This window comes from Actinokineospora spheciospongiae, from assembly GCF_003182415.1.
In the GTDB taxonomy this organism is placed as follows: domain Bacteria; phylum Actinomycetota; class Actinomycetes; order Mycobacteriales; family Pseudonocardiaceae; genus Actinokineospora; species Actinokineospora spheciospongiae.
In genome coordinates, this window is record NZ_QHCP01000012.1 from 183,730 (window position 1) to 209,338 (window position 25,609).

25 protein-coding genes are annotated in these 25,609 nt (G+C 72.7%); 5 read left to right on the forward strand and 20 right to left on the reverse strand.

The genetic code is table 11. From position 1 onward, the window contains the following. Window positions 1–4: 4 nt before the first annotated feature. The 9 genes from atpA to DFQ13_RS27070 form a co-directional block, all read right to left on the reverse strand. A complete protein-coding gene (atpA, locus tag DFQ13_RS27030; RefSeq protein WP_035279673.1) occupies window positions 5–1,645 on the reverse strand; it encodes a F0F1 ATP synthase subunit alpha in 1,641 nt (546 codons plus the stop codon). 43 nt (window positions 1,646–1,688) lie between these two features. Continuing rightward, window positions 1,689–2,498 (reverse strand): F0F1 ATP synthase subunit delta, encoded by an 810-nt coding sequence (locus DFQ13_RS27035; protein ID WP_035279671.1) that lies wholly within the window; start codon window positions 2,496–2,498, stop codon window positions 1,689–1,691. A gap of 14 nt (window positions 2,499–2,512) precedes the next feature. Further along, window positions 2,513–3,067: a F0F1 ATP synthase subunit B gene (locus tag DFQ13_RS27040; protein WP_035279669.1), complete on the reverse strand. Its 555-nt coding sequence runs from the start codon at window positions 3,065–3,067 to the stop codon at window positions 2,513–2,515. 28 nt (window positions 3,068–3,095) lie between these two features. Continuing rightward, window positions 3,096–3,344, reverse strand: coding sequence for an ATP synthase subunit c family protein (locus DFQ13_RS27045; protein ID WP_035279667.1), 249 nt, complete (start codon window positions 3,342–3,344; stop codon window positions 3,096–3,098). A gap of 63 nt (window positions 3,345–3,407) precedes the next feature. Then, on the reverse strand, window positions 3,408–4,187 hold the full coding sequence (gene atpB, locus DFQ13_RS27050) for a F0F1 ATP synthase subunit A (RefSeq protein ID WP_035279666.1): 780 nt from the start codon (window positions 4,185–4,187) through the stop codon (window positions 3,408–3,410). A 222-nt stretch (window positions 4,188–4,409) separates the two neighbouring features. Next, a complete protein-coding gene (locus DFQ13_RS27055; RefSeq protein WP_233438591.1) occupies window positions 4,410–4,895 on the reverse strand; it encodes a hypothetical protein in 486 nt (161 codons plus the stop codon). A 161-nt stretch (window positions 4,896–5,056) separates the two neighbouring features. Continuing rightward, window positions 5,057–6,214 carry a glycosyltransferase family 4 protein gene (locus DFQ13_RS27060; protein ID WP_035279661.1) on the reverse strand — a complete coding sequence of 386 codons (1,158 nt, stop codon included), beginning with the start codon at window positions 6,212–6,214 and terminating at the stop codon, window positions 5,057–5,059. 123 nt (window positions 6,215–6,337) lie between these two features. Beyond that, complete coding sequence (locus DFQ13_RS27065) at window positions 6,338–6,988, reverse strand: L-threonylcarbamoyladenylate synthase (protein ID WP_110081808.1); 651 nt, start codon at window positions 6,986–6,988, stop codon at window positions 6,338–6,340. 10 nt (window positions 6,989–6,998) lie between these two features. After that, entirely contained in the window at window positions 6,999–7,892 is an 894-nt protein-coding gene (locus DFQ13_RS27070; protein ID WP_110081809.1) for a tetratricopeptide repeat protein, read from the reverse strand. Between the two features lie 130 nt (window positions 7,893–8,022). On the opposite strand from DFQ13_RS27070, the gene DFQ13_RS27075 reads away from it, so the two are divergent. Then, window positions 8,023–8,652 carry a hypothetical protein gene (locus tag DFQ13_RS27075; protein ID WP_052020798.1) on the forward strand — a complete coding sequence of 210 codons (630 nt, stop codon included), beginning with the start codon at window positions 8,023–8,025 and terminating at the stop codon, window positions 8,650–8,652. A gap of 587 nt (window positions 8,653–9,239) precedes the next feature. Here DFQ13_RS27075 and prmC read toward each other — a convergent pair. The 3 genes from prmC to rpmE all read right to left on the reverse strand — a co-directional run bounded on the left by prmC (window position 9,240) and on the right by rpmE (window position 11,501). Continuing rightward, complete coding sequence (gene prmC, locus DFQ13_RS27080) at window positions 9,240–10,103, reverse strand: peptide chain release factor N(5)-glutamine methyltransferase (protein ID WP_110081810.1); 864 nt, start codon at window positions 10,101–10,103, stop codon at window positions 9,240–9,242. Between the two features lie 12 nt (window positions 10,104–10,115). Further along, on the reverse strand, window positions 10,116–11,195 hold the full coding sequence (prfA, locus tag DFQ13_RS27085) for a peptide chain release factor 1 (RefSeq protein ID WP_035285213.1): 1,080 nt from the start codon (window positions 11,193–11,195) through the stop codon (window positions 10,116–10,118). Between the two features lie 87 nt (window positions 11,196–11,282). Further along, a complete protein-coding gene (rpmE, locus tag DFQ13_RS27090; RefSeq protein WP_035285210.1) occupies window positions 11,283–11,501 on the reverse strand; it encodes a 50S ribosomal protein L31 in 219 nt (72 codons plus the stop codon). Between the two features lie 267 nt (window positions 11,502–11,768). On the opposite strand from rpmE, the gene DFQ13_RS27095 reads away from it, so the two are divergent. After that, a complete protein-coding gene (locus DFQ13_RS27095) occupies window positions 11,769–12,119 on the forward strand; it encodes a hypothetical protein (RefSeq protein ID WP_146241368.1) in 351 nt (116 codons plus the stop codon). Window positions 12,120–12,180: 61 nt separating this feature from the next. Here the strand turns inward: DFQ13_RS27095 and rho are convergent, their stop codons facing one another. The 6 genes from rho to DFQ13_RS27125 all read right to left on the reverse strand — a co-directional run bounded on the left by rho (window position 12,181) and on the right by DFQ13_RS27125 (window position 20,445). Further along, window positions 12,181–14,250, reverse strand: a complete 2,070-nt coding sequence (gene rho, locus DFQ13_RS27100) for a transcription termination factor Rho (RefSeq protein ID WP_035285196.1) — start codon at window positions 14,248–14,250, stop codon at window positions 12,181–12,183. A gap of 442 nt (window positions 14,251–14,692) precedes the next feature. After that, a complete protein-coding gene (gene thrB / locus DFQ13_RS27105) occupies window positions 14,693–15,586 on the reverse strand; it encodes a homoserine kinase (protein ID WP_110081812.1) in 894 nt (297 codons plus the stop codon). Beyond that, window positions 15,583–16,704 (reverse strand): threonine synthase, encoded by a 1,122-nt coding sequence (gene thrC, locus DFQ13_RS27110; protein ID WP_052021424.1) that lies wholly within the window; start codon window positions 16,702–16,704, stop codon window positions 15,583–15,585. The genes thrB and thrC overlap by 4 nt, the downstream gene beginning before the upstream one ends. Then, window positions 16,701–18,002 (reverse strand): homoserine dehydrogenase, encoded by a 1,302-nt coding sequence (locus tag DFQ13_RS27115; protein WP_035285204.1) that lies wholly within the window; start codon window positions 18,000–18,002, stop codon window positions 16,701–16,703. The genes thrC and DFQ13_RS27115 overlap by 4 nt, the downstream gene beginning before the upstream one ends. Window positions 18,003–18,046: 44 nt before the next feature. Next, window positions 18,047–19,483 carry a diaminopimelate decarboxylase gene (lysA, locus tag DFQ13_RS27120; protein WP_035285202.1) on the reverse strand — a complete coding sequence of 479 codons (1,437 nt, stop codon included), beginning with the start codon at window positions 19,481–19,483 and terminating at the stop codon, window positions 18,047–18,049. Between the two features lie 11 nt (window positions 19,484–19,494). Next, entirely contained in the window at window positions 19,495–20,445 is a 951-nt protein-coding gene (locus tag DFQ13_RS27125) for an arginine--tRNA ligase (protein ID WP_110081813.1), read from the reverse strand. Window positions 20,446–20,506: 61 nt separating this feature from the next. Here DFQ13_RS27125 and DFQ13_RS27130 point away from each other — a divergent pair, with 61 nt between their 5' ends. From DFQ13_RS27130 to DFQ13_RS27140, 3 genes are all read left to right on the forward strand, one after another. Continuing rightward, the gene (locus tag DFQ13_RS27130; RefSeq protein WP_110081814.1) at window positions 20,507–21,181 is read left to right on the forward strand and encodes a DUF3105 domain-containing protein; all 675 of its coding nucleotides are present in this window, start codon (window positions 20,507–20,509) and stop codon (window positions 21,179–21,181) included. A gap of 109 nt (window positions 21,182–21,290) precedes the next feature. Further along, window positions 21,291–22,085, forward strand: a complete 795-nt coding sequence (locus DFQ13_RS27135; RefSeq protein WP_035285190.1) for a DUF3105 domain-containing protein — start codon at window positions 21,291–21,293, stop codon at window positions 22,083–22,085. Beyond that, window positions 22,082–22,792 carry a DUF305 domain-containing protein gene (locus DFQ13_RS27140; protein ID WP_035285187.1) on the forward strand — a complete coding sequence of 237 codons (711 nt, stop codon included), beginning with the start codon at window positions 22,082–22,084 and terminating at the stop codon, window positions 22,790–22,792. The genes DFQ13_RS27135 and DFQ13_RS27140 overlap by 4 nt, the downstream gene beginning before the upstream one ends. Before the next feature lies 1 nt (window position 22,793). Here DFQ13_RS27140 and DFQ13_RS27145 read toward each other — a convergent pair whose 3' ends face one another. Together DFQ13_RS27145 and DFQ13_RS27150 are read right to left on the reverse strand one after the other, a co-directional pair. After that, window positions 22,794–23,711, reverse strand: a complete 918-nt coding sequence (locus DFQ13_RS27145; RefSeq protein WP_110081815.1) for a cation diffusion facilitator family transporter — start codon at window positions 23,709–23,711, stop codon at window positions 22,794–22,796. Window positions 23,712–24,467: 756 nt separating this feature from the next. Continuing rightward, window positions 24,468–25,568, reverse strand: a complete 1,101-nt coding sequence (locus tag DFQ13_RS27150) for an ABC transporter ATP-binding protein (RefSeq protein ID WP_110081816.1) — start codon at window positions 25,566–25,568, stop codon at window positions 24,468–24,470. Window positions 25,569–25,609: the final 41 nt, after the last annotated feature.

A 25,609-nucleotide genomic window follows, 5' to 3' on the forward strand; every position in this document is an offset into this window, starting at 1 on the left:
CTCGTCAGGCCTTCGGCGTGGGCTTGTTGACCTTCACCGTCTCCTGGCCGACCTCGGACGCGTCCATCGCCTCGGCGTCGGCCTCGACGACCGTCTTGCCGTCGGAGCCGGTGAAGGACTTCTTGAAGTCCACCACGGCCGCCTTGAGCCGGTCGGCGTTGTCGTCGGTCAGCTTCTTGTCGGTGCGGATCTCGTCCAGGATGCCCGCGTGGCGGTGGCGGATGTTGTCCAGCACCTCCGCCTCGAACCGGCGGACGTCGCCGATGGCGATGTCGTCGAGGTGGCCCTTGGTGCCGATCCAGATGGAGACGACCTGCTCCTCCATCGACACCGGGGAGTACTGGCCCTGCTTGAGCAGCTCCATCATCCGGGTGCCGCGCTCGAGCTGGGCCTTCGAGGTGGCGTCCAGGTCGGAGGCGAAGGCGGCGAACGCCTCCAGCTCGCGGTACTGGGCCAGCTCCAGGCGCAGCGTCGAGGCGACCGACTTCATCGCCTTGGTCTGCGCGGCGGTGCCGACGCGGGAGACCGAGGTGCCGACGTTGACCGCCGGGCGCTGACCCGAGTTGAACAGGTCGGACTCGAGGAAGCACTGCCCGTCGGTGATGGAGATGACGTTGGTGGGGATGTAGGCGGAGATGTCGTTCGCCTTGGTCTCGATGATCGGCAGACCGGTCATCGAGCCGCCGCCCAGCTCGTCGGAGAGCTTCGCGCAGCGCTCCAGCAGGCGGGAGTGCAAGTAGAAGACGTCACCCGGGTACGCCTCGCGGCCCGGCGGGCGGCGCAGCAGCAGCGAGATGGCGCGGTAGGCCTCGGCCTGCTTGGTCAGGTCGTCGAAGATGATCAGGACGTGCTTGCCCTGGTACATCCAGTGCTGGCCGAGCGCGGAGCCGGTGTAGGGCGCGAGCCACTTGAAGCCCGCGGAGTCCGAGGCGGGGGCGGCGACGATGGTGGTGTACTCCAGCGCGCCCGCGTCCTCCAGGGCGGACTTGACGCCCGCGATGGTGGAGCCCTTCTGGCCGACGGCGACGTAGATGCAGCGGACCTGCTGCTTCGGGTCGCCGGTCTCCCAGGCCTTCTTCTGGTTGATGATGGTGTCGACGCAGACCGTGGTCTTGCCGGTCTTGCGGTCACCGATGATGAGCTGGCGCTGGCCGCGGCCGATCGGGGTCATCGCGTCGATGGCCTTGATGCCGGTGGGCATCGGCTCCTCGACCGGCTGGCGCTGCACGACGGTGGCCGCCTGCAGCTCCAGCGCGCGCTGCTCGTCCGCGGCGATGTCGCCGAGGCCGTCGATCGGGTTGCCCAGCGGGTCGATGACCCGGCCGAGGAAGGCGTCGCCCACCGGCACCGAGAGGACCCGGCCGGTCCGCTTGACCTCCTGGCCCTCCTCGATCTTGTCGTAGTCGCCGAGGATGGCGGCACCGATCTCGCGGGCGTCGAGGTTCAGCGCCACGCCGACGATGCCACCGGGGAACTCCAGCAGCTCGTTGGCCATGGCCGAGGGCAGGCCCTCCACGTGGGCGATGCCGTCGCCGGTGTCGGAGACCGTTCCGACCTCTTCCCGGTTCACGTCCGGGGAGTAGCTGGAGACGTAGTTCTCGATCGCACTGCGGATCTCGTCCGACGAGATCGTCAGCTCCGCCATGAAAGTTCCTGCTCTCGCTTCGTTCTGGAAAAGTTCTAGGGGGTCAGGCGAACCGGCGCCGCAGCGCGTCGAGCCGTCCTCGGGTGCTGCCGTCGATGACCTCGTCGCCGACCTTGATGACCAGGCCGCCGCCGAGGTCGGGGTCGACCTCGAGGTGCAGTGCGATCGGCCGGTTGTAGATCCGCTGCAGCGAGGCCGACAGCTTCTCCTGCTGCACCGCCGACAGCGGGCCCGCCGAGATCACGTGCGCCACCGAGCGCTCCCGGCGCTTGGCCGCCTCGGTGGCGAGCGCCTCCAGGCCGGGGACCAGGCCGCGGCCGCGCGGCTGCGCGACCAGGTTCTCCACCAGCGCCTCGGTCGTGGGGGCGACCTTGCCGCCGATCAGGTCGCGGACCAGCGCCAGCTTGCCCTCGACGGGCGCGGAGCGGCTGGTGAGCACCCGCTCCAGCTCGGTCTGGTCGGCGACGATGCGGCCGAGCCGGAACAGCTCGTCCTCGACCGAGTCGAGGTCGCCCGCCCGCTCGGCGGACACCAGCAGCGCGGTGGTGGCCAGCGACTCCAGGCCGTCGACCAACTGCCGGGGGCTGGACCACCGGGCGCCGACGGCGGCGGTGACCACCGTCAGGGTCTGGTCGGTGACCTTGCCCGACAGCAGGCTCGTGGCGAGCCCTTCGCGGGACGACGGGTCGGTGGACGAGTCGGCCAGGGTGCGGCGCAGGCCGACCTCCCGGTCGAGCAGTCCGGCCACCGCGAACAGCTCGGCACCCAGGCTGCCCGCGGTGCCCTCGGGGACGTCGAGCAGGGTCAGCTCGACGGCGGCGAGGGCTTCCCGGCTCGCGGCGTGGAATGTCATCTGCGGCGTCTCCCCTAGCTCTTCGCCGGGGCCGACACCGAGTCGAGCTCGGTGAGGAACCGGTCGACGGTGCCGCGACGACGGGTCTCGTCCTCCAGGGACTCACCCACGATGCGACTGGCCAACTCGACCGCGTTGCGGCCCAGTTCGGCGCGCAGCTCGGCGACGATCTGCGCGCGCTGCGCCTCGAGCTGCGCCTGTCCCTGCGCCACGATCCGCGCGGACTCCTCCTGGGCCTGGGCCCGGAGTTCTTCCTTGATCTGCTCGGCCTCGGCGCGGGCGTCGTCCCGGATGCGGGCGGACTCGGCCCTGGCCTCGGCGAGCTGCGCCTTGTACTGCTGCAACGCGGCCTCGGCCTCGACCTGCGCGGCCTCCGCCTTCTCGATGCCACCCTCGATCTTGGCGGTCCGCTCCTCGTAGAGCTTCTCGAACCGGGGCGTGACGAACTTCGAGATGACGAACAGCAGGAGCAGGAACGCGACCGCACCGAGGATGATCTCCACGGGGTGCGGCAGGACCGGGTTCAGCGGTTCCTCTTCGGCTGCCAGGATGAGTACTGACTTCAGCACGACGACTCCCTAGACGAGTAGAGCTGGATCAGCCGCCGGACGCGATGAAGTAGACGACCAGACCGATCAGCGCGAGGACCTCGACCAGGACGAAGGTCGTCCAGGCGATGCTCATGAGCTTGCTCTGGGCCTCCGGCTGACGGGCGGTGCCGTTGATGACCGCGGCCCAGATCAGACCGACGCCGACGCCGGGGCCGATCGCGCCAAGACCGTAGCCGATCGCGGCGAGACCCTGGTTGAGGTTCACGGCTTCCTGGGCGAGAACAACACTGCTCACTTGTGTTTCCCTTTCCAACTCGGTCCGCGGGAACCCGCGGATCGGGGGCTTGAGTGGTTTTTCCTAGTGGTCTTCGGCGAGGGCCATGCCGATGTAGTTGGCCGACAGCAGCGCGAAGATGTAGGCCTGCAACACCTGGATGAACGCCTCCAGGAAGGTCATCGCGATGGCGAAGGCCCAGGAGACGATCGAGACCGGCTTGAGCGGTCCGGCGGCGTGCAGCAGCAGGTACTCACCACCGAGGGTGAACACCAGGAGGATGAGGTGTCCCGCGAACATGGCGGCGAAGACTCGGATCGCCAGCGTGATCGGGTTCAGCACGAACTTCTGCAGGAACTCGATGGGAGTCAGCAGGAGGTAGATCGGCCCGGGGGCGCCGGGGGGCACGGTCTGGTTCTTGAGGTACCCGACGAACCCGAACTTCTTGAAGCCGACCCAGTGGTAGACGAAGTAGACCATCACCGCGAGCGTCAGCGGGAAGCCGATCTTCGCCATCGTCGGGAATTGCAGGACCGGGATGATGCCGTAGATGTTGTTCACCAACACGAAGGTGAACAGTGAGAGAATGAACGGGACGAAGGGCTTGAACTCCTTCGAACCGATCTGCTCCCTGGCGATGTTGTTGCGGCCGAAGTCGTAGACCGATTCGACGGCGAACTGCCACTTCCCCGGGATGATCTTGAGGTTGCGCGAGGAGAGGACGAAGAAGGCCGAGATGATGATGACGGAGAGCACCACCAGCACCATCGGCTTGGTGACCTCACCGAAAATCGGCGGGAGGAAAAAGTCCTTCACGCCCGGGGGTGCGAAGACGTCACCCTCGGCTAGCACCAGCCTGCCCAACTGTGGGCTCCTTCCGGTTCTCCCGGCCGGCGTTCACTCCGCCGGGGGAATCGTCACGATCAGGACGTAACGTACCTGACAACCTTGGCCTGTCTGCGGGCGGCCACCCACTGCTCGGAGGCCTCCCGGCGGCATGCGCGAAGCGCGGCGACGCCGCCGATGAAACGGACCCTATCAGGGACCTTTCGGTCTCCGAACGGGTGTACTGCTCGGTAGGGGTGCCTACTCCTCGCCCGCCGGGATGATCGTGGGCAGCTTGGTCCTGCGGAACGCCAGCGCCTCGGCACCGGCGGCCACGACCACCACGGCGATCATGGTGATGCCCAGCGACTTCGGCTCCAGCGCGTCCACCCCGCGCAGCAGCGTCATCACGATCAGCAGGAGCAGCAGCTTGCCCACGAAACCGCCCAGGGAGGCGGCCATCCCGATGTGCGGGCCCTGGTGCGCGGTCGCCCGCATCAGGGCCAGCGTGATCAGCGAGGACACGCAGGCCAGCGCTCCGCCCACGGCCGCCCCGAAGGCCCCCGCGCCGCCACGCAGGAGTCCGAAGAGGACGACACCGAGCACCGCGGTGCCCACCGACGGCCACAGCGCGTAGCGGAACATGGCCCCCGCCAGGGTCAGCATGGCCCGCGCGTGCGGATCTGACTGCCGCTGCGGCTGGGTGGCCGTCGCGGAGTCGGGTGTGGTGTCGGGGTTCTCGCTCATCGCTTCCCAGTGTAGGGACCGCGATGTCGATCACCGACGGCAGGACCACACCCCGCGGGTCACACGCCGATGTGGAGCGTCCGTCACGGCCAGTGTCCAGGCAAACCCGGCCCGGCGACACATAGTGAAGATCACGCCCGCTGAGCGCGCCTCGCTTTTGCTCACTTCGCTGAGCGCACCGACGGCAGGAATGATGCCGCCGCCGCGACCACGACCGCCAGCACCAGGCCCCAGGTGACGAAGAACACGTCGAACACGGTCAGCGCCACCGCGCCGAACGCGAGCACCCCCGCCCACAGGTAGATCAGCAGCACGGCCCGGCGCTGCGAGTGGCCCACGGCGAGCATTCGGTGGTGCAGGTGCATCTTGTCGGCGGCGAACGGGCTCTCCCCGCGCCGGGTGCGCCGCACCACCGCCATCAGCAGGTCGAGCAGCGGGACGAAGAGGACGGCGGCCACGATGAACAGCGGCGACAGCACGGCGATCGTCTCGGTGGCGCCCCACAGCGACGGGTTCGCCCGGCCGGAGGCCGAGGTGCTGGCCGCGGCCAGCATCAGCCCGATCAGCATGGACCCGGAGTCGCCCATGAAGATGCGCGCGGGTTGGAAGTTGTGCGGCAGGAATCCCAGGCAGGCGCCCGCGAGGGTCGCCGCGATCAGGGCGGGCGGGTAGTTGTTGACGTCGCCGTTGGACTGGTCGAGCAGGTGCAGCGAGAACGCGCAGGTGGCCGCTGCGGCGATCAGCCCGATGCCCGCCGCGAGGCCGTCGAGGCCGTCGACGAAGTTCATCGCGTTGACCATGGTGACCGCCAGCAGGATCGCCAGCAGCCCGCCCTGGTTCTGGTCGAGGATCAGCACCGCCCCGACGTTGTCGGCGTCGCCGCCCCACGGCACCCACAGCACGAACCACTGGATGCCGAAGAGCACCAGCACCCCCGCGCAGGTGGTCTGCCCGGCGAACTTCGTCAGCGAGTCCAGCTCGAACCGGTCGTCGAGCATGCCGATGAGGACGATCACCCCGCCGCCGATCAGCACCGCGACCGGGTCCCAGGTGTAGTCGAAGGCGCGGCGCAGCACCGGGAGCTGGTGGGCCAGCAGCATCCCGCCGCACACCCCCAGGTACATCGCGACCCCGCCCATCCGCGGCATCGGCACCACGTGCACGTCGCGCTGCCTGGGGTAGGCCACGGCGCCGATCCGGATGGCGAACAGCCGCACCAGCCCGGTCAGCAGGAACGTCAGCACCGCCGTGATGAGCCCGACGAGCAGGTACTCCCGGACCGGGAGCCCCGCCGGGGCGAATCCGCTGAGGGGGGGCACGCCCGCTAGCTCCTTCGAGCGGCTGGGCGGGCGGCGCCCGGGGTGGGGAGGGGCACGGCGGGTCGGATCTCCTGCGGGCGGGTGCGGGTGGGGTGGGCGAGCGGGAGTGGGGCGGTGTTCACGCTAGTGGGCGAGCGGGACCTCGGTGCCCAGCGCCTCGGCGACCGCGGCGAGGCTGACCGCGCCCTCGCGCAGCACGACCGGGCGCGGGCCGACGAGGCTCACGATGGTGGAGGGCACCGCCGCCCCGGACGGACCGCCGTCGAGGTAGACGGGGATGTCCTCGCCGAACTGCGCCACCGCCTCCTGCGCGCTGGCGGCGGGCGGGTTGCCGGAGCGGTTGGCGCTGGAGACCGCCATCGGGCCGACCTCGCGCAGCAGTTCGATGGCCACCGGGTGCAGCGGCATCCGCAGCATCACCGTCTGCCCGGTGTCGCCGAGGTCCCACTGCAACGAGGGCGCGTGCGGGAGCACGATCGACAGGTCCCCCGGCCAGAACGCCTCGACCAGCACCCGCGCCTCGTGCGGCACCGACAGCACCAGGCCGTCGATGGTGGCCCAGGACCCGACCAGGACGCCGACCGGCATGTCCGGGCCGCGGCGCTTGGCGGCCAGCAGGGAGGTGACCGCGCCGCGGGAGAAGGCGTCGCAGCCGATGCCGTAGACGGTGTCGGTGGGGAGCACGACCGACCGGCCCGCCCGCACGGCACTCGCGGCGGCGCTGAGTCCGTCGGCGCGCTCGTCGGGGACGCTGCAGTCGTAGACCGTGGTCACCCCGGCGACTCTAGCGGTGCCCGATTCCCGAACCGGACGCGCCTCGGCCTCCCCCGCGGGCGGGTTTCTCCCGCCAGGTCTGCCTGCGGAAGCGCACGACGATCAGGTAGAGCAGCACGCTGCCGGTGACGATGCCCGCGACCACCAGCGGCGGGCTGCCGCTGAGGCCGCCGATGGCCACGAGGGTCAGGCCGAGGGAGACGGCGAGGACGAGCAGGCTCACCGCGATGCCCTCGGGCCGCCACCGGTAGCGCCTGCCCGCGCGCACCTCCGAGAGCAGCCGCTGCGCGGCGCGGCGCAGCTCCTCGTCGGCGACGTCGAGTTCGACGATGCGGTGGGCGGCGTCCTCGCAGACCGCGAGCTGGCGCTCGTCGGTGAAGGCCAGAACGTCGCCACCGTCGCCGGTGCGGCCGCGGACCTGGTCGGCGGCCGAGCACCAGGTGCTGGCCAGGTAGTAGCGCAGGACCGGGTCGGCCTCGGTGCCGAAGGCCTGCTCCAACTCGGCGGCGGCCGCCTCGGCGTCACCACTGGCCACCCTGGCCTGCGACAGCCCGAGCAGCGCCAGGCGGTCGCCGGGGGCCAGCTCCAGGGCGGTGCGGTAGCTGACGACGGCCGAGCGGACCTGGCCGCGGGCCAGCGCCACGTCGCCGAGGCCGACGTGGTCGTGCGGGTGCGCGCGGGTGCCCGCCGCCCGGCCGAACTCGGCCAAGGCGTCGTCCAAGCGCCCGCTGAGCAGGGCGGAGCGCCCGCGGCGGAAGGCCTGCGGGCCGGGGTCGTCGGTCGCGGAGCGGGGGGCGTCGCCGTCGACGCCGTCAGCGCTGTCAGCACCGCCTGCGCCGCTCCCGCCGTCGCCGTCGGGGAGCAGTCGCCACTTGGCGATGACGTCTTGCCAGGTACGGAGCATTGGATCACCTGGGTCGGCACGCTACCCTCAGTTCGCCGAAACCGGGGAGCCGACCAGGGGAGTCGCCACGAACCGCCGAACACCGCGCCGCGGGGGACAGCTCAGCTCGCGCTGGCTGGCCTCCTCGCTGGTGGTCGCCTACGCGGCGGTGAGCGCCGCCGTCGGCACGGTCCTGCTGGTCGCCCCCAAGGAGCCCGCCGCGCTGGGCTCGCAGCCCCCCGTGGTGACCTACGTGGATTCACCCGGCCCACCCGCGGGCCAGGCGCCCGCCCTCTCGGACCCGCGCCGGGCGCCGGGACCGTCGCGGGTGGCGATGCCGGTGCCCGCGGGCTACCAGCGGACCACCGGTCCCAACGGGCTGGTCACCGCCATCCCGGCGGGCTGGGTGGTGTCGAAGTCCTCTGGCCCGGCCGCCATGCAGGCCACCGACCCGGCCGACCCCAACCGCTTCGTGCGCTACGGCGGCGCCCTCGCCCCCGCGACCGGGCTGCTGGAGTCGCACGTGGACTACGACCGCGCGTTCTCCGCCACCCGCCCCGGTTTCCGGCGGCTGAGCCTGGGCACCACGACCTACCACGACACGCTGGCGGTCGACTGGGAGTTCGAGCACGAGGTGCCGGGATCGGTCCGCACGCACGCGCACTCGATGTACTGGCGGGTCAACGGCATCGAGTACTTCATCTACGCCGCCGCTCCGGCTGCTCGCTGGGCTGAGACGGCGCCGATCTACGACACCCTGGTATCGCAGACCACGCCGTAGTTCGGAGCTGGTGGGTGTGCCCGGCTGGGTGAATGTGTTTGGCGCGTTTTCAAGCCCGGTCGTTTGGTTGGGGTGCCCGGCTGGGTGGATGTGTTTGGCCGGGGCCCCTATGGCGATCATGTGCTCCAGTGTGACCGGGTGGGGCTGAAAAGATGCCCCACCGCCCAGGCAGGCTGTCACATGATCGCCACCCCCGGCCAAACACATCCACCCACCCGGGCAGGGCCGTAGCCGGGGCGGCGGTTGATGGGGTGGCCGGGTGGCCGAGCGCATCCATCCACTAGGCATTCGCTCGCCGGGCCGGCGGCTTTCGGGGTGGTCGGCTGGCCGAGCGCATCCATCCACCCAGGCATTCGCTCGCCGGGCCGGCGGCTTTCGGGGTGGTCGGCTGGCCGAGCGCATCCATCCACCCAGGCATTCGCTCGCCGGGCCGGCGGTTCTCGGGGTGGCTGCCTGGTTGTTGCTGCGCCGGTGGGGTTCGGGGTGGCTGGTGGCCGGGCCGGCGGTTTTCGGGGTGGCCGGTTGGTGGCTGCGCCGGTGGCGTTCGGGGGGCTGGTTGTTGCTACGCCTGGGGGTCTTGGGGCGGGTCAGGTGCGGTGGGCGGTGGTGAAGCGGGGGCGGCCTGCCAGGTCCCGGTGGGCCCGCACGTCGGTGAACAGGGTGCGGGCGGTGAACAGGGCGGGTACGGACTCGCCGTGGGTGTCGTCGTGCTCGACCGCCAGGGCGCCGCCGGGGCGCAGGAGGCGGGCGCACAGGCCCACCACGGGCCGGATGACGTCGAGGCCGTCGGGGCCGGAGAAGACCGCGCTGTGCGGGTCGTGGTCGGCGACCTCCGGGGGGACCGGGGTGCCCTCGGGGACGTACGGGGGGTTGCAGACGACCAGGTCGACCTGGCCGTCCAGGTCGGTCAGGGTGGTCGGGGCGGTGACGTCGGCCGCGTGCAGGCGGATCGGGGTGTCCCCGGCGGCGGCGCGCAGGTCGGCGTTGCGGCGGGCCCAGGACAGGGCGCCGGGGTCCTGTTCGACCGCGTGCACCGCCGCGTCGGGGCGGGCGTTGGCCAGGGCCAGGGCCAGGGCGCCCGACCCGGTGCACAGGTCCACCACGACCGGGGACCGGGTGCCGCGCAGGAAGTCCGCCCCCCAGGCGAACAGCAGCTCGGTCTCCGGGCGCGGGACGAACACGCCCGCGCCGACCTCGACGTCGACCGCGCCCATCGGGGCGGTGCCGACGAGGTGTTGCAGCGGCTCCCGGGCGGCTCGGCGGGAGACCAGGGTGCCCAGGGCCGACAGCACGCCCGCGTCGACCAGGGGCACCGTCAGCAGCTTGCCCCTGGGCACCCCGAGGACGTGCGCGGCGAGCAGTTCGGCGTCGTTGCGCGGACTGGCGACACCGGCGGCGGCGAGCGCGCGCTCGGCCTCGGTCACCGCGAGCCGGAGGGGTTGCCTGGTCACCGGGACAGCCTCTCACCCGCCGCCGTGGGCGGCGAGTCGCTCCTCGCGGTCGGCGGTGGCCAGGGCGTCGAGCACGGCGTCGAGGTCGCCGTCGAGGACGGTTTCCAGGTTGTGGGCCTTGTAGCCGACCCGGTGGTCGGAGATGCGGTTCTCCGGGTAGTTGTAGGTGCGCACCCGCTCGGACCGGTCCACGGTGCGCACCTGGCTGCGCCGGGCGTCGGAGGCCTGCTTCTGCGCCTCCTCCTCGGCGGCGGCGGCCAGCCGGGAGCGCAGCACCTGCATGGCGCGCGCCTTGTTCTGCAACTGGGAGCGCTCGTTCTGGCAGGACACCACGATGCCGCTGGGCAGGTGGGTGATCCGCACCGCCGAGTCGGTCGTGTTGACGCTCTGCCCGCCCTTGCCCGAGGAGCGGTAGACGTCGACGCGGAGGTCCTTGTCGGGGATGTCCTCGAAGTCGGCGGCGTCCTCGGCCTCCGGGTAGACCAGCACGCCCGCGGCGGAGGTGTGGATGCGGCCCTGCGACTCGGTGGCGGGCACCCGCTGCACCCGGTGCACCCCGCCCTCGAACTTCAACCGGGCCCACACGCCCTCGGGGTCGCTGCCCCGGCTCTTGATGGCGACCGTGACGTCCTTGTAGCCGCCCAGGTCGGACTCGGTGCCGTCGAGCACCTCGGCCTTCCAGCCGTGCCGCTCGGCGTAGCGCAGGTACATCCGCAGCAGGTCGCCCGCGAACAGCGCCGACTCCTCGCCGCCCTCACCGGACTTGACCTCCAGCACCACGTCGTCGCCGTCGTGCGGGTCGCGCGGGAGGAGCTGCTCGGTCAGCTTCGTCTCCAGCTCCGGGATGCGCCCGGCCAGCGACTCGGCCTCCGCGGCGAACCCCGGGTCCTCGGCGGCCAGCTCGCGGGCCGCCTCCAGGTCGCTGCGGGCGGCCTCCAGGTCGCGCAGCGTCCGGATCACCGGGCTCAGCTCCGCGTAGCGGCGCCCGAGCTTGCGCGCCCGGTCCTGGTCGGCGTGCACGGCCGGGTCGGCGAGGGTCTTCTCCAGCTCGCCGTACTCGGCGACCAGCTCGGACAGTGAGGACGAGTCCACCGGGTTCACCTGCAGTTCCATCAGTCGATCGGGTCCGGACACAGCGACGGCGCCCGCCCCGAGCCGGGGTGGGCGCCGTGCGCGGAGCTACTTGGCGGCGAGGGCGCGCTTGCCGTAGCGCGCCTCGAAGCGGGCGATCCGCCCACCGGTGTCGAGCACCCGCTGCTTACCCGTGTAGAACGGGTGGCAGCGCGAGCAGACGTCGACGGTGAAGGCGGCGGGACGGGTGCTGCCCGTCGTGAAGGTGTTGCCGCAGCCGCAGGTCACGGTGGTCGCGGCGTAGTTCGGGTGGATACCGTTTCGCACGGTGGTCGCCTTTCTCACGTGGCCGCCGGGTCCCCGCTGGAGCTGGGGTGAACCGGTGCCTGGCTCGACCTGACAGTGTGCCAGACGATGCTGACGGTCAGTACAACCTGCCGGGCCCATGCAGTATTCCGACCGCTCACCGGACCTGGGCGGCTGCTCGCCGACGCATCACACCGCTCACAGACGGTAGCGCTTACCGCTCGTGGGGTGACGGACACTGGCCGGGTGCTGTGCAGAGTCGGCAGACCGTTGTCTGTCTCCGCGTGGTTGTCCGCCCCCGTGCTCTTCACCGCCGCGGTGCTCGGCCTGACCGGGGCCGGCGGCCTGGTCCTGCGGGCGACCTGGGCGGTCACCCTCTCGAGCTGGCTGGGCGGCGCGGCCGCGGCGGTGGCGACGGCCCTCGCCGGGTCGGTGAACTGGCGCTCCCCGGTGCAGCGGGTGGCGCTGTCGGTGGGCTACCCGGCGGGCCTGCTGGGCCTGGGGCTGGTGTCGGACGCGGTGGCGGTGCCCCTGGGAGCGGCGGCGGCGGTCGGTATCCCGGCGGCCGCGGTCTTGGTGGTGCTGGTGGTGCGCCAGCTCATGAGCGAATCCGCCTCGGAGGCCCGGCACGCGCGGTGACCCCGGGAAAAGCCGTGGGCCCCACCGGAGAACCGGTGGGGCCCACGGCCGATCAGCGGGCTCAGACGTCGCCGGAGGGCGTCGTCTTGGCCACCTGCATCAGGAACTCGATGTTCGTCCGGGACTTGCGCAGCCGGTCGAGCAGCAGCTCGATCGCGGCCTGGCTGTCCAGGGCGTGCAGGACGCGGCGGAGCTTCACCGTGACCGCCAGCTCGTCCGGGGAGAGCAGCAGCTCCTCCTTGCGGGTGCTGGACGGGTCGACGTCGACCGCGGGGAAGATGCGCTTGTCGGCGATCTTGCGGTCGAGCTTCAACTCGGCGTTGCCGGTGCCCTTGAACTCCTCGAAGATCACCGTGTCACCCGCGGAACCGGTCTCCACCAGGGCGGTGGCGAAGATGGTCAGCGAGCCGCCGTTCTCGATGTTGCGCGCCGCGCCCAGGAACCGCTTGGGCGGGAACAGCGCCGTCGAGTCGACACCACCGGAGAGGATTCGGCCGGACGCCGGGGCCGCCAGGTTGTAGGCGCGGCCCAGGCGGGTGATCGAGTCGAGCAGGACCACCACGTCGTGGCCCATCTCCACCAGGCGCTTGGCGCGCTCGATGGACAGCTCGGCCACCGTGGTGTGGTCGCCCGGCGGGCGGTCGAAGGTGGAGGCGATGACCTCGCCCTTCACCGACCGCTGCATGTCGGTGACCTCCTCCGGCCGCTCGTCGACGAGCACGACCATGAGGTAGACCTCGGGGTTGTTGGTGGCGATGGCGTTGGCGATCGCCTGCAGCACCGAGGTCTTGCCCGCCTTGGGCGGGGACACGATGAGCGCGCGCTGCCCCTTGCCCACCGGCATCACCAGGTCGATGACGCGGGTGGTGAGGATGTGCGGCTCGGTCTCCAGGCGGAGGCGCTCGTTCGGGTAGAGCGGCGTCAACTTGGTGAACTCGGGGCGGTTCTTGGCCGCGTCCGGCTCCAGGCCGTTGATCGTCTCCACCCGCACCAGCGGGTTGAACTTCTGCCGCTGCTGCTCGCCGTCGCGCGGCTGGCGGACCAGGCCGGTGATGGCGTCACCCCGGCGCAGGCCGTACCTGCGCACCAGCGACAGCGAGACGTAGACGTCGTTCGGGCCCGCCAGGTAGCCCGACGTCCGGACGAACGCGTAGTTCTCCAGGACGTCGAGGACGCCCGCGACCGGGAGCAGGACGTCGTCGTCGCGCACCTCGGTGTCGTTCTGACCGCCACCGCCGGTGGTGCCCTCGACGCGCCCGCCCCGGCGGCGCCGGTCGCGGAAGCGCCGACCGCGGCGGCCACCGCGCTCGTCGTCGTCATCGTCGTCCGGCCCGGTGGACCGGTTCTCCTGCTGGCGTTCCTGGTTGCGCTCCTGGTTGCGGTTGCGCTCACCGCGGTCGGGGCGCTCGCCCCGGTCCTGGCGGTCACCGCGGTCGGACCGCTCACCGCGGTCCGGGCGGTCGTTGCGGTCGCCCCGCTCCGGCCGCTCCCCGCCCCGGCGGTTGTCCGGGCGCTCACCGCGCTGCTGGCGCTGGTCGTCGCCGCGGGCGACCCGCTGCTCCGGCGCGGACTGCTCGCCGTCGGGGCTGCCCGCCGACCGACCGGCCGCGCGGCGGCGGCGGTTCTCCCGGCGGGGACCCTCGTCGCCCTCGGACCGGGTGTCCGGCCGCTCGGGCGCCTCGGCCGGGGTCTCGACCCTGGCCTGCGCCGGGGCCTCCGCCCTGGTCTCGGCCTGCGGCTGGGGTGCCTCGACCGCGGGGGCGGTGCCCACCGCGGCGGCCGCCTCGACGGCCTCGGCGACCTTGGCGGGCGCGGCGGCCCTGGTGGCCCGGCGCGGTTCGCGCTTGGGCTTGGCCGGGGCCTCGGCCTCGGTGCCGTTCAGGGGGAGCTGCTGGGCGTCGGACCCGCCCGGCCCACCGCCCTGGCGCTCCTTGATGGCAGCGATGAGGTCGCCCTTGCGCATCCCCGTGGTGCTGGAGATGCCCAACTGACCGGCGAGCTCGCGGAGATCGGCGAGCACCATGCCGGACAGGCCCGCGCGACGCTTCGGCGTGCCTCCGTTGGCCCCGGTGTTCTGCGCCTTGTCCGTGGACTCGGCAGCGTCGCTGCTCAACAAATCGGTATTGCTCACACAAGTCCTTCCTGACCGGTCCCCGCCTCCTACGTGGACCAGCGGACCGCCGTCCGACGGAATGCGCGACGGCGTATCTCTCCTCCGTTTGACCACCCCGGCCGCTATATCGGCCAGGCGTTGAGCCAGTCGTGCGACTCGGCCGCCAACAGGGAGCATCTGGTCACCACGATCATCGGGAACCTGCGAGCCCCGGCCCGAACCCTGGAGCAGGACTGGGCCGATACCCCGGCAGATGATGCGACCCGGGGAAGATTCCCCGGGAGCGACACCGGGCGCCCGTGCGCGCGGTGACTGAACGACCCCGAGGGTAGACGGCCGTAACTCGAGGTGCAACAACCGGTTCACAGCGCGTCGCACGCGCCCCGCCCGCAGGCCCCGTGATCTGCGTCACGAACTCGCCCATTCGGCACAACGCGACGGGCACGGGCGGTGTTCCCGCTCAGCCGAGCGTGTCCACCCGGACACCCGTGCGGTCCACCGACAGCTCCACGACCCGGAAACCGGTGACGTCCACCCCGGGTGGGAGAACACCGTCCGTGGTCAGCGCCAGGACCGTGGGGCCCGCGCCGGACAGGGTGGCGGCCACCCCGGCCGCGCGCAGGGCGTGGACCAGCCGCAGCGTCGCCGGGTAGGCGCTCTCGCGGTAGTCCTGGTGCAGCGTGTCCGCGGTGGCGGGCAGCAGCAGGTGCGGGGCGGCGGTGACCGCGTGCACGGCCAGCGCGGCCCGCCCGGCGGCGAACGCGGCGTCGGCGTGCGGGACGGCCGACGGGAGCAGCCCCCTGGTCACCCTGGTGGCGGAGTTGGTGTCCGGGACCGCCACGACCGGCCGCAGGTCGGCGTGCGGCTCCAGCCGGACGCCGCGGTAGCGGGCCTTGCCGCGCTCGGGGCCGTGCTCGGCCCAGGTCAGCACCAGGCCGCCGAGCAGGGACGCGGCCACGTTGTCGGCGTGCCCCTCGAACTCCGCGGCCAGGTGCAGCGCGTCCTCGTCGAGGTCGCGACCGGCCAGGCCGTAGGCCGCGGCGATGCCCGCCACCACCGCCGAGGCCGACGAGCCCAGGCCGCGCGAGTGCGGGATGGCGTTGGTGCAGCGCAGCGCGAACCCGCCCGGTTCGACGCCGAGCAGCTCGCACGCGGCGAGCAGGCCGCGCACGACCAGGTGCGTCTCGTCGAGCGGGACCGCCGCGACGCCCTCACCCTCGACGTGCACGGTCACCCCGCCCGCGGTGCGCTCGACCTCGACCTCGTCGTAGAGGCCCAGGGCCAGGCCGAGCGCGTCGAAGCCCGGGCCCAGGTTCGCCGTGGAGGCGGGCACCCGGACCCGGACAGCGGTCACCGCAGCTCCAGCGCGGACGCGACCGCCGTGGCGTCCACCGGCACCGGCTCGACCTCGGACAGGCCCAGCAGCGCGGTGTCCGGGTCCTTGAGGCCGTGCCCGGTGACGGTGCAGACCACGACCGAGCCCTCGGGCAGCCGACCGTCGGCGGCGGTGAGCAGCAGCCCGGCCACGCTGGTCGCCGACGACGGTTCGACGAACACGCCCTCGCGGTGGGCCAGCAGCCGGTAGGCGGCGAGGATCTGCTCGTCGGTGAGCTTGTCGAACAGCCCGCCGGACTCGTCGCGGGCGGTCACCGCACCGGCCCAGGACGCCGGGCTGCCCACCCGGATGGCGGTGGCGATGGTCTCCGGGTTCGCCACCGGTTCGCCCAGCACCAGCGGCGCCGCCCCGGAGGCCTGGAAGCCGAACATCCGCGGCGCGGCCTCGACCAGCCCGTCGGCGACGTACTCGGAGTACCCGCGCCAGTAGGCGGTGATGTTGCCCGCGTTGCCGACCGGCAGGCAGTGCACGTCCGGGGCCCGGCCGAGCACGTCGCAGATCTCCCAGGCGGCGGTCTTCTGGCCGATGAGCCGCACCGGGTTGACCGAGTTGACCAGGCCGATCGGGTACTCGGCGGCGGTCTTGCGGACCAGTTCCAGGCAGTCGTCGAAGTTGCCGTCGATCTGCAACACCCTGGCGCCGTAGGCGACCGCCTGGGCGAGCTTGCCCTGGGCGATCTTGCCGCGCGGGATGAGCACCGCCGAGGTCAGGCCCGCGCGCGCGGCGTAGGCCGACGCGGACGCCGACGTGTTGCCGGTGGAGGCGCAGATCACCGCCTCCAGGCCCCCGGCGAGGGCGTGGGTGACGGCCACGGTCATGCCGCGGTCCTTGAACGAGCCGGTCGGGTTGGCGCCCTCGACCTTGAGGTACACCGTGGCCCCGGTCAGCTCCGACAGGTGCGGGGCGGGCAGCAGCGGTGTGTTGCCCTCCCCCAGGCTCACGACCTTCGCGCCCTCGGGGACCGGGACCCGGTCCCGGTAGGCCTCGATGATCCCCGGCCACCCGGGCCGGGAACCGCCCGGCGGGGTGGGGATGGCCAGGGGGGAGTTGACCTGGGTGGGGATGGAAGATGTCATTGGTCCTCGCCTTCGACCCGCATCACGCTGACCACCCGGTTGACGAACGGCAGCCCCGCGATCTTGTCCACAGTGGAGCGCAGTGCGGCGTCCTCGGCCGAGTGGGTCACGATCACCAGACTCGCGTCGGATGTGCGCCCCTCCTGCCGGACCGCCGAGATGCTCACCTCGTGCTCGGCGAACACCGCGGCGACCGCCGCCAGCACGCCCGCGCGGTCGGCCACGTCCAGGCTGATGTGGTACCTGGTCGAGGCCTGCGCGATCGGGCGCACCGCGAGGTCGGCGTAGGCCGACTCGCGCGGTCCGCGCCCGCCGACGACCCGGTTGCGGGCGACCGCGACCAGATCGCCGAGCACGGCGCTGGCGGTGGGTGCACCGCCCGCTCCCTGCCCGTAGAACATGAGCTGCCCGGCGGCCTCCGCCTCGACGAAGACCGCGTTGAAGGCGCCGCCGACCCCGGCCAGCGGGTGGCTGCGCGGGATCATCGCCGGGTGCACCCGCACCGCGACCGAGGCGGTGCCGTCGGCGGCCTCGACGCGCTCGCAGATGGCCAGCAGCTTGATGGTGCGGCCCAGGCCGCGGGCGGCGGCCACGTCGGCGGGGGTGACCGCGGAGATGCCCTCGCGGTGCACGTCGCCCATGGTGACCCGGGTGTGGAAGGACAGCGAGGCCAGGATCGCCGCCTTGGCCGCGGCGTCGTAGCCGTCGACGTCGGCGGTCGGGTCGGCCTCGGCGTAGCCCAGCCGGGCCGCCTCGTCCAGCGTCTCCGCGTACCCGGCGCCGGTCTCGTCCATCGCGGAGAGGATGAAGTTGGTGGTGCCGTTCACGATCCCCATGACCCGGGTGATCCGGTCCCCGGCCAGCGACTCGCGCAGCGGGCGCAGCAGCGGGATCGCGCCCGCCACCGCCGCCTCGAAGTACAGGTCGGCGCCGGAGGCGTCGGCGGCGGTGAACAGGTCGCCCGCGTGCTCGGCCAGCAGCGCCTTGTTGGCGGTGACCACGGACTTGCCCGCGCGCAGCGCGGTCAGCAGCCACTCCCGGGTCGGCTCGATGCCGCCGACGACCTCCACCACCACGTCCACGTCGTCGCGGGCGACCAGCGCCGCCGCGTCGGTGGTCAGCAGCTCCGCCGGGACCTCCCGGTGCCGGTCGGCGCGGCGCACCGCGATGCCGACCAGCTCCACCGGGGTGCCGATCCGGGCCGCCAGCTCGTCGGCCTGCTCGGTGAGCAGCCGCACGATCTGGGTGCCGACCGTCCCGCAGCCCAGCAGGGCCACCCGGATCGGCCGCCCCCCGATCGGTTCCGCGGCAGCGCCGGTCGTCGAGCCGGTCACCGAGCCAGTCACAGGGCCTCCAGTCTCAACAGGTCGTCCACGGTCTCCCGGCGCAGCAGCAGCCGGGCCACCCCGTCGCGGACCGCCACCACCGCGGGCCGGGGCAACCGGTTGTAGTTGCTGGCCATCGAGTAGCAGTACGCACCGGTCGCCGCGACCGCCAGCAGGTCGCCGGGGGCCAGGTTGTCCGGCAGCCAGCAGTCTCGCACCACCACGTCCCCGGACTCGCAGTGTTTGCCCACCACTCGGGACAGCACCGCCTGCGAGCCGCGTTCGCCCTCGCCCGCGGACCGCGACACCAGCCGGGTGTCGTAGAGCGCGTCGTAGAGGGCGGTGCGGATGTTGTCGCTCATCCCGCCGTCGACGCTGACGTAGCGGCGGCCGGTGCCCGCGCCCAGCGCGACCTCCTTGGTGGTGCCCACCTCGTAGAGGGTCACCGTGCCGGGGCCGACGATGGCCCGGCCCGGCTCGACGGCCACCTTCGGCACCGGCAGCCCGGCCTGCTCGCACTCCTTGGCCACGACCGCCTTGAGCTGCTCGGCCAGCCAGCGCGGCGGCGGCGGGTCGTCCTGGGCGGTGTAGGCGATGCCCAGGCCGCCGCCGAGGTCGACGGTGCCCAGCTCGGTCAGCGCCTCGGCGCCGTGCTCGGCGTGCAGCTCGGCGAGCAGGCCCACAACCCGGTGCGCGGCGATCTCGAAGCCGTCGGCGTCGAAGATCTGCGACCCGATGTGGCTGTGCAGCCCGACCAGGCTCAGCCCACCGGACTTGAGCACCCGGCGGGCCGCCTCGGCCGCGGCGCCGCCCGCCAGCGAGAAGCCGAACTTCTGGTCCTCGTGCGCGGTGGCGATGAACTCGTGGGTGTGCGCCTCGACGCCGACGGTCACCCGGATCAGCACCGGGGCGCGGGTGCCCCGGTCGCGGGCGAGCTTGTCCAGCCGGGCGATCTCCAGGAACGAGTCGACCACGATCGCCCCGACCCCGGCGTCGAGCGCCTGGGCCAGCTCGTCGGTCGACTTGTTGTTGCCGTGCAGGGTGATGCGCTCCGGCGGGAACTCCGCGCGCAGCGCCACCGCCAGCTCGCCGCCGCTGCACACGTCCAGGCTCAGCCCCTCCTGGGCGACCCAGCGGGCGATCTCCACGGACAGGAACGCCTTGGCCGCGTAGTGCACCAGCTCCGGGTCGTCGAAGGCCTCGGCGTGGTCGCGGCAGCGGGAGCGGAAGTCGTCCTCGTCCACCACGAACAGCGGTGTGCCGTAGGTCTCGGCCAGGTCGCGGACGTCCACGCCCGCCAGCCGCACGGCGCCGTCGGCCGCGCGGCCCGCGTTGCGCGGCCAGACCTCCGGGTACAGCTCGTCGAGCGCCGCGGCGCTGGTCGGCCGCTCGCTGGCGGTGTTGCCGGGCGGGAGGATCTCCGCGTGCCGCGGTCCTGCCGGGTGTGCCCTCATCCTCAGGTGTCCTAAATCCGTTCCGGTGCGTCGGTGCCGAGCACACCCAGCCCCTCGGCGAGCACCCGCCGCGCGGCCGCGCACAGTGCCAGCCGCGCGGCGCTCGTCGGGTGGGCCTCGGCGTCCCCCCGGGGGAGGATTCGACCCCCGTCGGCGAGGACGTGGGTGGCCTCGGCCAGCTCCGCCGCGGCGGAGGCGACCCGGTGCGGTTCGCGCAGCCGGGCGGCCTCGACCAGGGCGCAGCGGTGGTCCGCGAGCGCGCGGACCAGTCCCAGTGTGTCCGCCGGGGGGACGAGCCCGGCAGCCGGGGTGTCCGGTCCGGGGATCGACAGGCCCAGGTCGGCCGCCCCGCGCAGCAGGCAGGCGGCCCTGGCGTGCGCGTGCCGGACCCGGAACGCCGGGTTCGACGGCAGCCGGGGGCCCCACACCTCGGGGTCGACCCGGACCGGGTCCCCGGCGCGGGTGGCGAGCAGGGCGAAGCGCAGCGAGTCGGGTTCGACCCCGGGCCCGGCGGTTGCGGGCCCCACCCGGACACCGGTCGGGTCGGCGCCGAGCCTGGTCAGCACCTCGGCGACCAGCCGGGGCCGCGCGTCCGGGCCGATCGGTGTGGTGCGCGGCACGTCGGGCAGGGCGGGCCCCCCGCGCAGCGCGGTGCGGACGACCTCGGCGCGGGCGTCGACGGTGAGCCAGAGGGCGACGAAACCGGGCCCGGAGACCGCCGCCTCGGCGACCCCGCCGGTGCCGGTCAGCGCCTCGGCCAGCCACCCGGCCAGCTCGGCGGGGGTGGTCCCGGCCGGACCGGCGGCGCGCAGGGCGACCCCGGTGGCGTACTCGCCCCGGCCCGGGTCGGTCGGGGCGTCCAGGGCGACGGCGGCGGGCACGCCCGCGGGGTCGAGCCCGCGATCGCCGAGGACACCCAGTGCGGTGGAACGCACCAGGTCGGCGAGCGCGTGCCGGGTCACGGGGTGAGTCTAGAGAGCGGCGTGCCCCGGACAAGACCCGCACGCGCTTAGACTCGGCGGCATGCGCGCCCCCCGCCTGCTGGTCCCGATCGCCGCCGCCTGCCTGCTCACGGCCTGCGCGTCGGGCACCCCGGCCGGGAGCGCCGCGCCCCCGACGAGCGGCGGCGCGGCGGCCTTCGCGCCCACCGACGCCGAGCACGACCCGACCACGCGCATCCCCGGGGTGCTGGCGGTCGAGTACGGCGAGGTCGAGCACGTGCTGGCCACCCGCCGCGTCGCCTACGACCACGCGCCCCCGCTCGGCGGCAACCACGACCCGTCGTGGGCGCAGTGCGACGGGGTGGTCTACGACGTGGCGGTGCGCTCGGAGAACCTCGTCCACTCGATGGAGCACGGCGCGGTGTGGATCTCCTACAACCCCGACCAGGTCACCGGCGCCGCGCGGGACGCGCTGGCCAGGCGGGTCACCGACCAGCCGTACATGGTCATGTCGCCCTACCCCGGCCAGGACGAGCCGGTGTCGGTGCAGGCCTGGGGCAGGCAGCTCAAGGTCGACTCGGTCGACGACCCGCGCATCGACCGGTTCACCACCGCCACCCGCACCAACCCGTACCTGTCCCCGGAACCCGGCGCGAGCTGCGGGGCGATCGACCCCCGGTTGTTCGACGTCGACAACCCGCGGCCGTTCGACCCGGCCCCGTACGGCCCGGACGCGATCCCCGTCACCGGGTCCTGACGGGAACCAGACACCGGTTCCCTAGACTGGCCTGTGCACTATTCCCCGTGACGAGGTTCGCCGAGATCAGGGTCGGGCCTCCTCAGTCGAGAAGAAGCCCGAGGACGGCATGGCCAGCGGCACGAAGAACAAGGGCAAGAAGGGCGGCGGCGTCAAGGCCGCGCGCGCCTCCGTCGTCGCGAACAAGGGCAAGCCCTGGGGCACGATCCTCGGGGTGCTCGCGGTCCTCGTGGTCGCCGGGGTGGTGTTCACCTACGCCATCCTGAAGGTGAACGCCGCCAAGGAGTTCACCGTCTCCGAGGACAACCAGGACCCGTCGGGCAACATCCCCGGCGTGGTGAAGGTGACCTACGCCCCCGGTGTGCACGTGGCCCCCGCCCAGCGCGTGGCCTACGACCAGAAGCCCCCCTTCGGCGGCCCGCACGACGCCATCTGGGCCGACTGCACCGGCGTGGTCTACCCGAACGCGGTGCGCAACGAGAACATGGTGCACATCCTCGAGCACGGCGCGGTGTGGATCGCCTACAACCCCGACCAGGTCTCCGGCGGGGCGCTGGACACCCTCAAGTCGAAGGTCGACGGCGTGCCGTACATGGCCATGTCGCCCTACCCCGGCCTGGACAAGCCGATTTCGCTGCAGTCCTGGGGCCACCAGCTCAAGCTCGACAGCGCCGACGACGCCCGGATCGACCAGTTCATCAAGTCGCTGCGCGCGAACAACTACCAGCACCCGGAGCCCGGCGGCTCCTGCGACAGCAACCAGAGCGGGTTCAACCTCGCCGACCCGCCGCCGTTCGTCGCCGACCCCGGCCCGGACGCGCTGCCGATGGACTACAGCGGCACCGCGGGCACGGTCCCGGACACCGGCATGGCCCCCACCAGCGCGGCCGCCCCGGGTCAGTGACCCCCGACCCCGACACCCGTCCCGACGGCGACCCCGCCGTCGGGGCGGCCAGGGCCACCCGCCGCGGCTGGCTCGTCTACTCCGCGGCGGCCCTGGTGGTGCTCCTGGTGGGTGCCGCCATCGGGATGCTGATCACGCTGTCGGTCGCGGGCTCCGACGCCGCGCCCACCGCCGAGTCGGTCGACGTGGGCTTCGCCCAGGACATGCGCACCCACCACCTGCAGGCCATCACCATGGCGGGCCTGGCCAGGGACCGCTCCACCGACCCCGAGGTGGTCCGGCTGGCGTTCGACATCGAGACCACCCAGCTCGACCAGAGCGGGCAGATGTCGGGCTGGCTCACCACCTGGGACCAGCCGAACCTGCTCCCGCCCGGCGAGAAGCACATGCGCTGGATGTCGGGCACCATGGCCCACTCGCACATGGAGATGACCGCCGACGGCGTCGACCGGATGCCCGGCATGGCCACCTCCGAGGAACTGGCCCGGCTGCGCTCCCTGTCCGGCAAGGACCTCGACGTCTACTTCCTGCAGTTGATGCTCCGCCACCACGAGGGCGGCCAGGACATGGCGGGCTACGCCGCCGACCACGCCCGACTGGGGTACGTCCGCAACCTGGCCGAGAAGATCAAGACCGCCCAGGGGGCGGAGAGCACCCTGCTCACCGGCATGATCACCGCGCGCGGCGCCTCGCCCCTGCCGTCCTGACCTACCAGCTCAGCTCGTGGCACCGGCTCGCCGACCGCGCGCACTCCACCTGCAGCGTGGCGTGCTCGATGCCGTACTCGACGGCGAACAGCTCCCGGGCCGCCTGGAGCACGTCGGCCTGGTCGGCGCCCTCGGCCATGGTCAGGTGCGCCGAGGCGACCTCCATCCCCGAGGTCAGGGTCCACAGGTGCAGGTCGTGCACCCCGCTCACCCCGGCCACGGTGGCCAGCCGCGCGGTCAGCTCGTCGACGTCCACCCGCTCCGGCGCGTGCTGGAACAGGATGCGCAGCGCCCGCCGGGCCAGCGACCAGGTGCGCGGCAGCACCCACAGCCCGATCGCCACACCGATCACCGGGTCCGCGTACCGCCACCCGAACAGCAGCGTCGCGAGGGCGCTGACGAGCACGCCGACCGACCCCACCAGGTCCGCCAGCACCTCCAGGTACGCCCCGCGCACGTTGAGGCTCTCCTCGGCCCCGCCGCGCAGCAGCAGGAACGACACGACGTTCGCCGCCAACCCGGCCAGCGCCGCCAGCAGCACCGGCACCCCGGGCACCGCCGGCGGGGCGTTGAAGCGCTGCACGGCCTCGAACACCACGTACCCGGCGACCCCGAACAGCAGCACCGCGTTCGCCAGCGCCGCCAGCACCTCGCCCCGGTAGACGCCGAAGGTCCGGTTCGCCCGCGCCCGGGACCGCCGGGCCGCCACGATCGCCGCCAGCGCCAGGCCCACGCCCACCACGTCGGTGAGCATGTGGGCGGCGTCGGAGATCAGGGCCAGTGACGAGGTCAGGACGCCGACGGCGAACTCGACCACCATGATGGCGAAGGCGATGGCGAAGGCGGCCCACAGCCTGCCGACCAGCCTCCCCGAGGCACTGGCCGAGACGCCGTGCCCGTGACCGTGTCCGTGCCCCACCGCTCACCCCTTCCGCGCGACCCCGAGCCAACATATGCGCGTCCGCGCATGGGTGCAAGATGGCGCCCACCACCCGGACACCCGTCACCCGAACGTGGGGCAAACCCGGTTCCGGCACGAGATCCCGCGCCCAGGGTGCTAGACGGAGAGCGAGGCGTCCGCAACAAGGAATCGAGGCCCCCGGTGCCGATCCCCGCATCGACCGCTCGCGCGGCCGCACTGACCGCACTCGCCGCCCTGTGCCTCACCACCCAGGGCTCCGGGACCACCCGGCCCGACACCCCCGAAGCCCACCACCCGACGGGCGCCGAGCCGGCAGCCCTCCCCGCCAGACCGGTCCCCCCGGCCCCGGAGCCCGCGCCCGCCCCGGCACCGCACCCCGAACCGGCCCCCGACCCGGTCCCACTCCCCCACCCCATCCCCCCGTCGAACACGACCCCCCACCACGTTCCGACACCGGAACCGACGCCGCTCCCCCCGCCCGCCCCCACACCGGACCCCACCCCCTCCACCCACCCCGGCCCGACGCCGCTCCCCCGGGCGGTCCTCGTGCCCCCGCACCCGCCCACGCCACTCCCGCACGTGGCCCCGGAACCCACTCCGGAGGAGGACTCCAAGCCCCCCAAGGGCGGCATGGAGTTGCAGTCCGTTCCCGAGAGGACGGACCCGGTGGTCCAGAGTGGACAGAAACCCTGACCCCGGACACGCGGAACCCCGCCGGGCCACTCGCGGCGGCCCGGCGGGGTTCCGCGGAACTCAGACCAGGCGCTCGCCGGTCCCCGGGTGGAACAGGTGCAGCTCGGTGGCGTCGCGAACCGTCACCGTGACCGTCTGGGCCAGGGCGGGCGGCGTGCGCCCGTCGACCCGCATGACCAGCCGGTCGCCGCCCTCGGACCCCAACACGGACCCGTGCACCAGGGCGTCGGCACCCAACTCCTCGACCAGTTCGACCACCAGCTCGAACCCGCCCGCCGTCCCCGAGGGCGCGGGCGCCAGCGACTCCGGCCGCACCCCCACGGTCACCCTGTCCAACCCGGCCTCACGCACAGCGGTGTTCACCGCACGGGGCAGGTCCACGTCGAGCCCACCGAGCCTGAGCCCCGACCCGGTCACCGGCGCCTCGTGCAGGTTCATCGCGGGCGACCCGATGAACCCCGCGACAAAAGCGTTCTGCGGCCGATCGTACAAAGCGCGCGGGGTGTCACACTGCTGCAACAACCCATCCTTGAGCACCGCCACCCGATGCCCCATCGTCATCGCCTCAACCTGATCATGCGTCACATAAATCGTCGTCGTCCCCAACCGCCGCTGCAACGCAGCAATATTCGCCCGCGTCTCCACCCGCAACTTCGCATCCAGATTCGACAACGGCTCATCCATCAAGAACACCGCCGGATCACGCACGATCGCCCGACCCATCGCCACCCGCTGCCGCTGCCCACCTGACAACGCCTTCGGCTTCCGAGCCAGGTACTTCTCCAAGTCAAGCAACCTGGCAGCTTCCTGCACCTTGGTTTCGATCTCCGACTTGGCCAACCCCTGCAACTTCAGCGCGAACCCCATGTTCTGCGCCACCGTCATATGCGGGTACAACGCATACGACTGAAACACCATCGCGATATCCCGCCCCTTCGGCGGCACATTGGTGACGTCCCGATCCCCGATCCGGATGACCCCCTCGTTGACGTCCTCCAACCCCGCCAACATCCGCAGCGCCGTCGACTTCCCCGACCCCGAGGGCCCCACGAGGACCAGAAACTCCCCATCAGCCACCTCGAGGTCCAACCCATCCACCGCCCGAACCGGCGGACTCCCCGAATACACCCTCGACGCCGCCTCATACCGGACCTCGGCCACGCTGCCTCGCCTCCAAGTGATCACCGCCACCCACCCGAACC

What these genes read in the sequence shown, in the direction of transcription:
- atpA (WP_035279673.1), bottom strand. Translation starts at nt 1,645, where the DNA reads ATGGCGGAGCTGACGATCTCGTCGGACGAGATCCGCAGTGCGATCGAG.
- DFQ13_RS27035 (WP_035279671.1), bottom strand. Translation starts at nt 2,498, where the DNA reads ATGACATTCCACGCCGCGAGCCGGGAAGCCCTCGCCGCCGTCGAGCTG.
- DFQ13_RS27055 (WP_233438591.1), bottom strand. Translation starts at nt 4,895, where the DNA reads ATGAGCGAGAACCCCGACACCACACCCGACTCCGCGACGGCCACCCAG.
- DFQ13_RS27070 (WP_110081809.1), bottom strand. Translation starts at nt 7,892, where the DNA reads ATGCTCCGTACCTGGCAAGACGTCATCGCCAAGTGGCGACTGCTCCCC.
- thrC (WP_052021424.1), bottom strand. Translation starts at nt 16,704, where the DNA reads ATGACATCTTCCATCCCCACCCAGGTCAACTCCCCCCTGGCCATCCCC.
- lysA (WP_035285202.1), bottom strand. Translation starts at nt 19,483, where the DNA reads ATGAGGGCACACCCGGCAGGACCGCGGCACGCGGAGATCCTCCCGCCC.
- DFQ13_RS27130 (WP_110081814.1), top strand. Translation starts at nt 20,507, where the DNA reads ATGCGCGCCCCCCGCCTGCTGGTCCCGATCGCCGCCGCCTGCCTGCTC.
- DFQ13_RS27135 (WP_035285190.1), top strand. Translation starts at nt 21,291, where the DNA reads ATGGCCAGCGGCACGAAGAACAAGGGCAAGAAGGGCGGCGGCGTCAAG.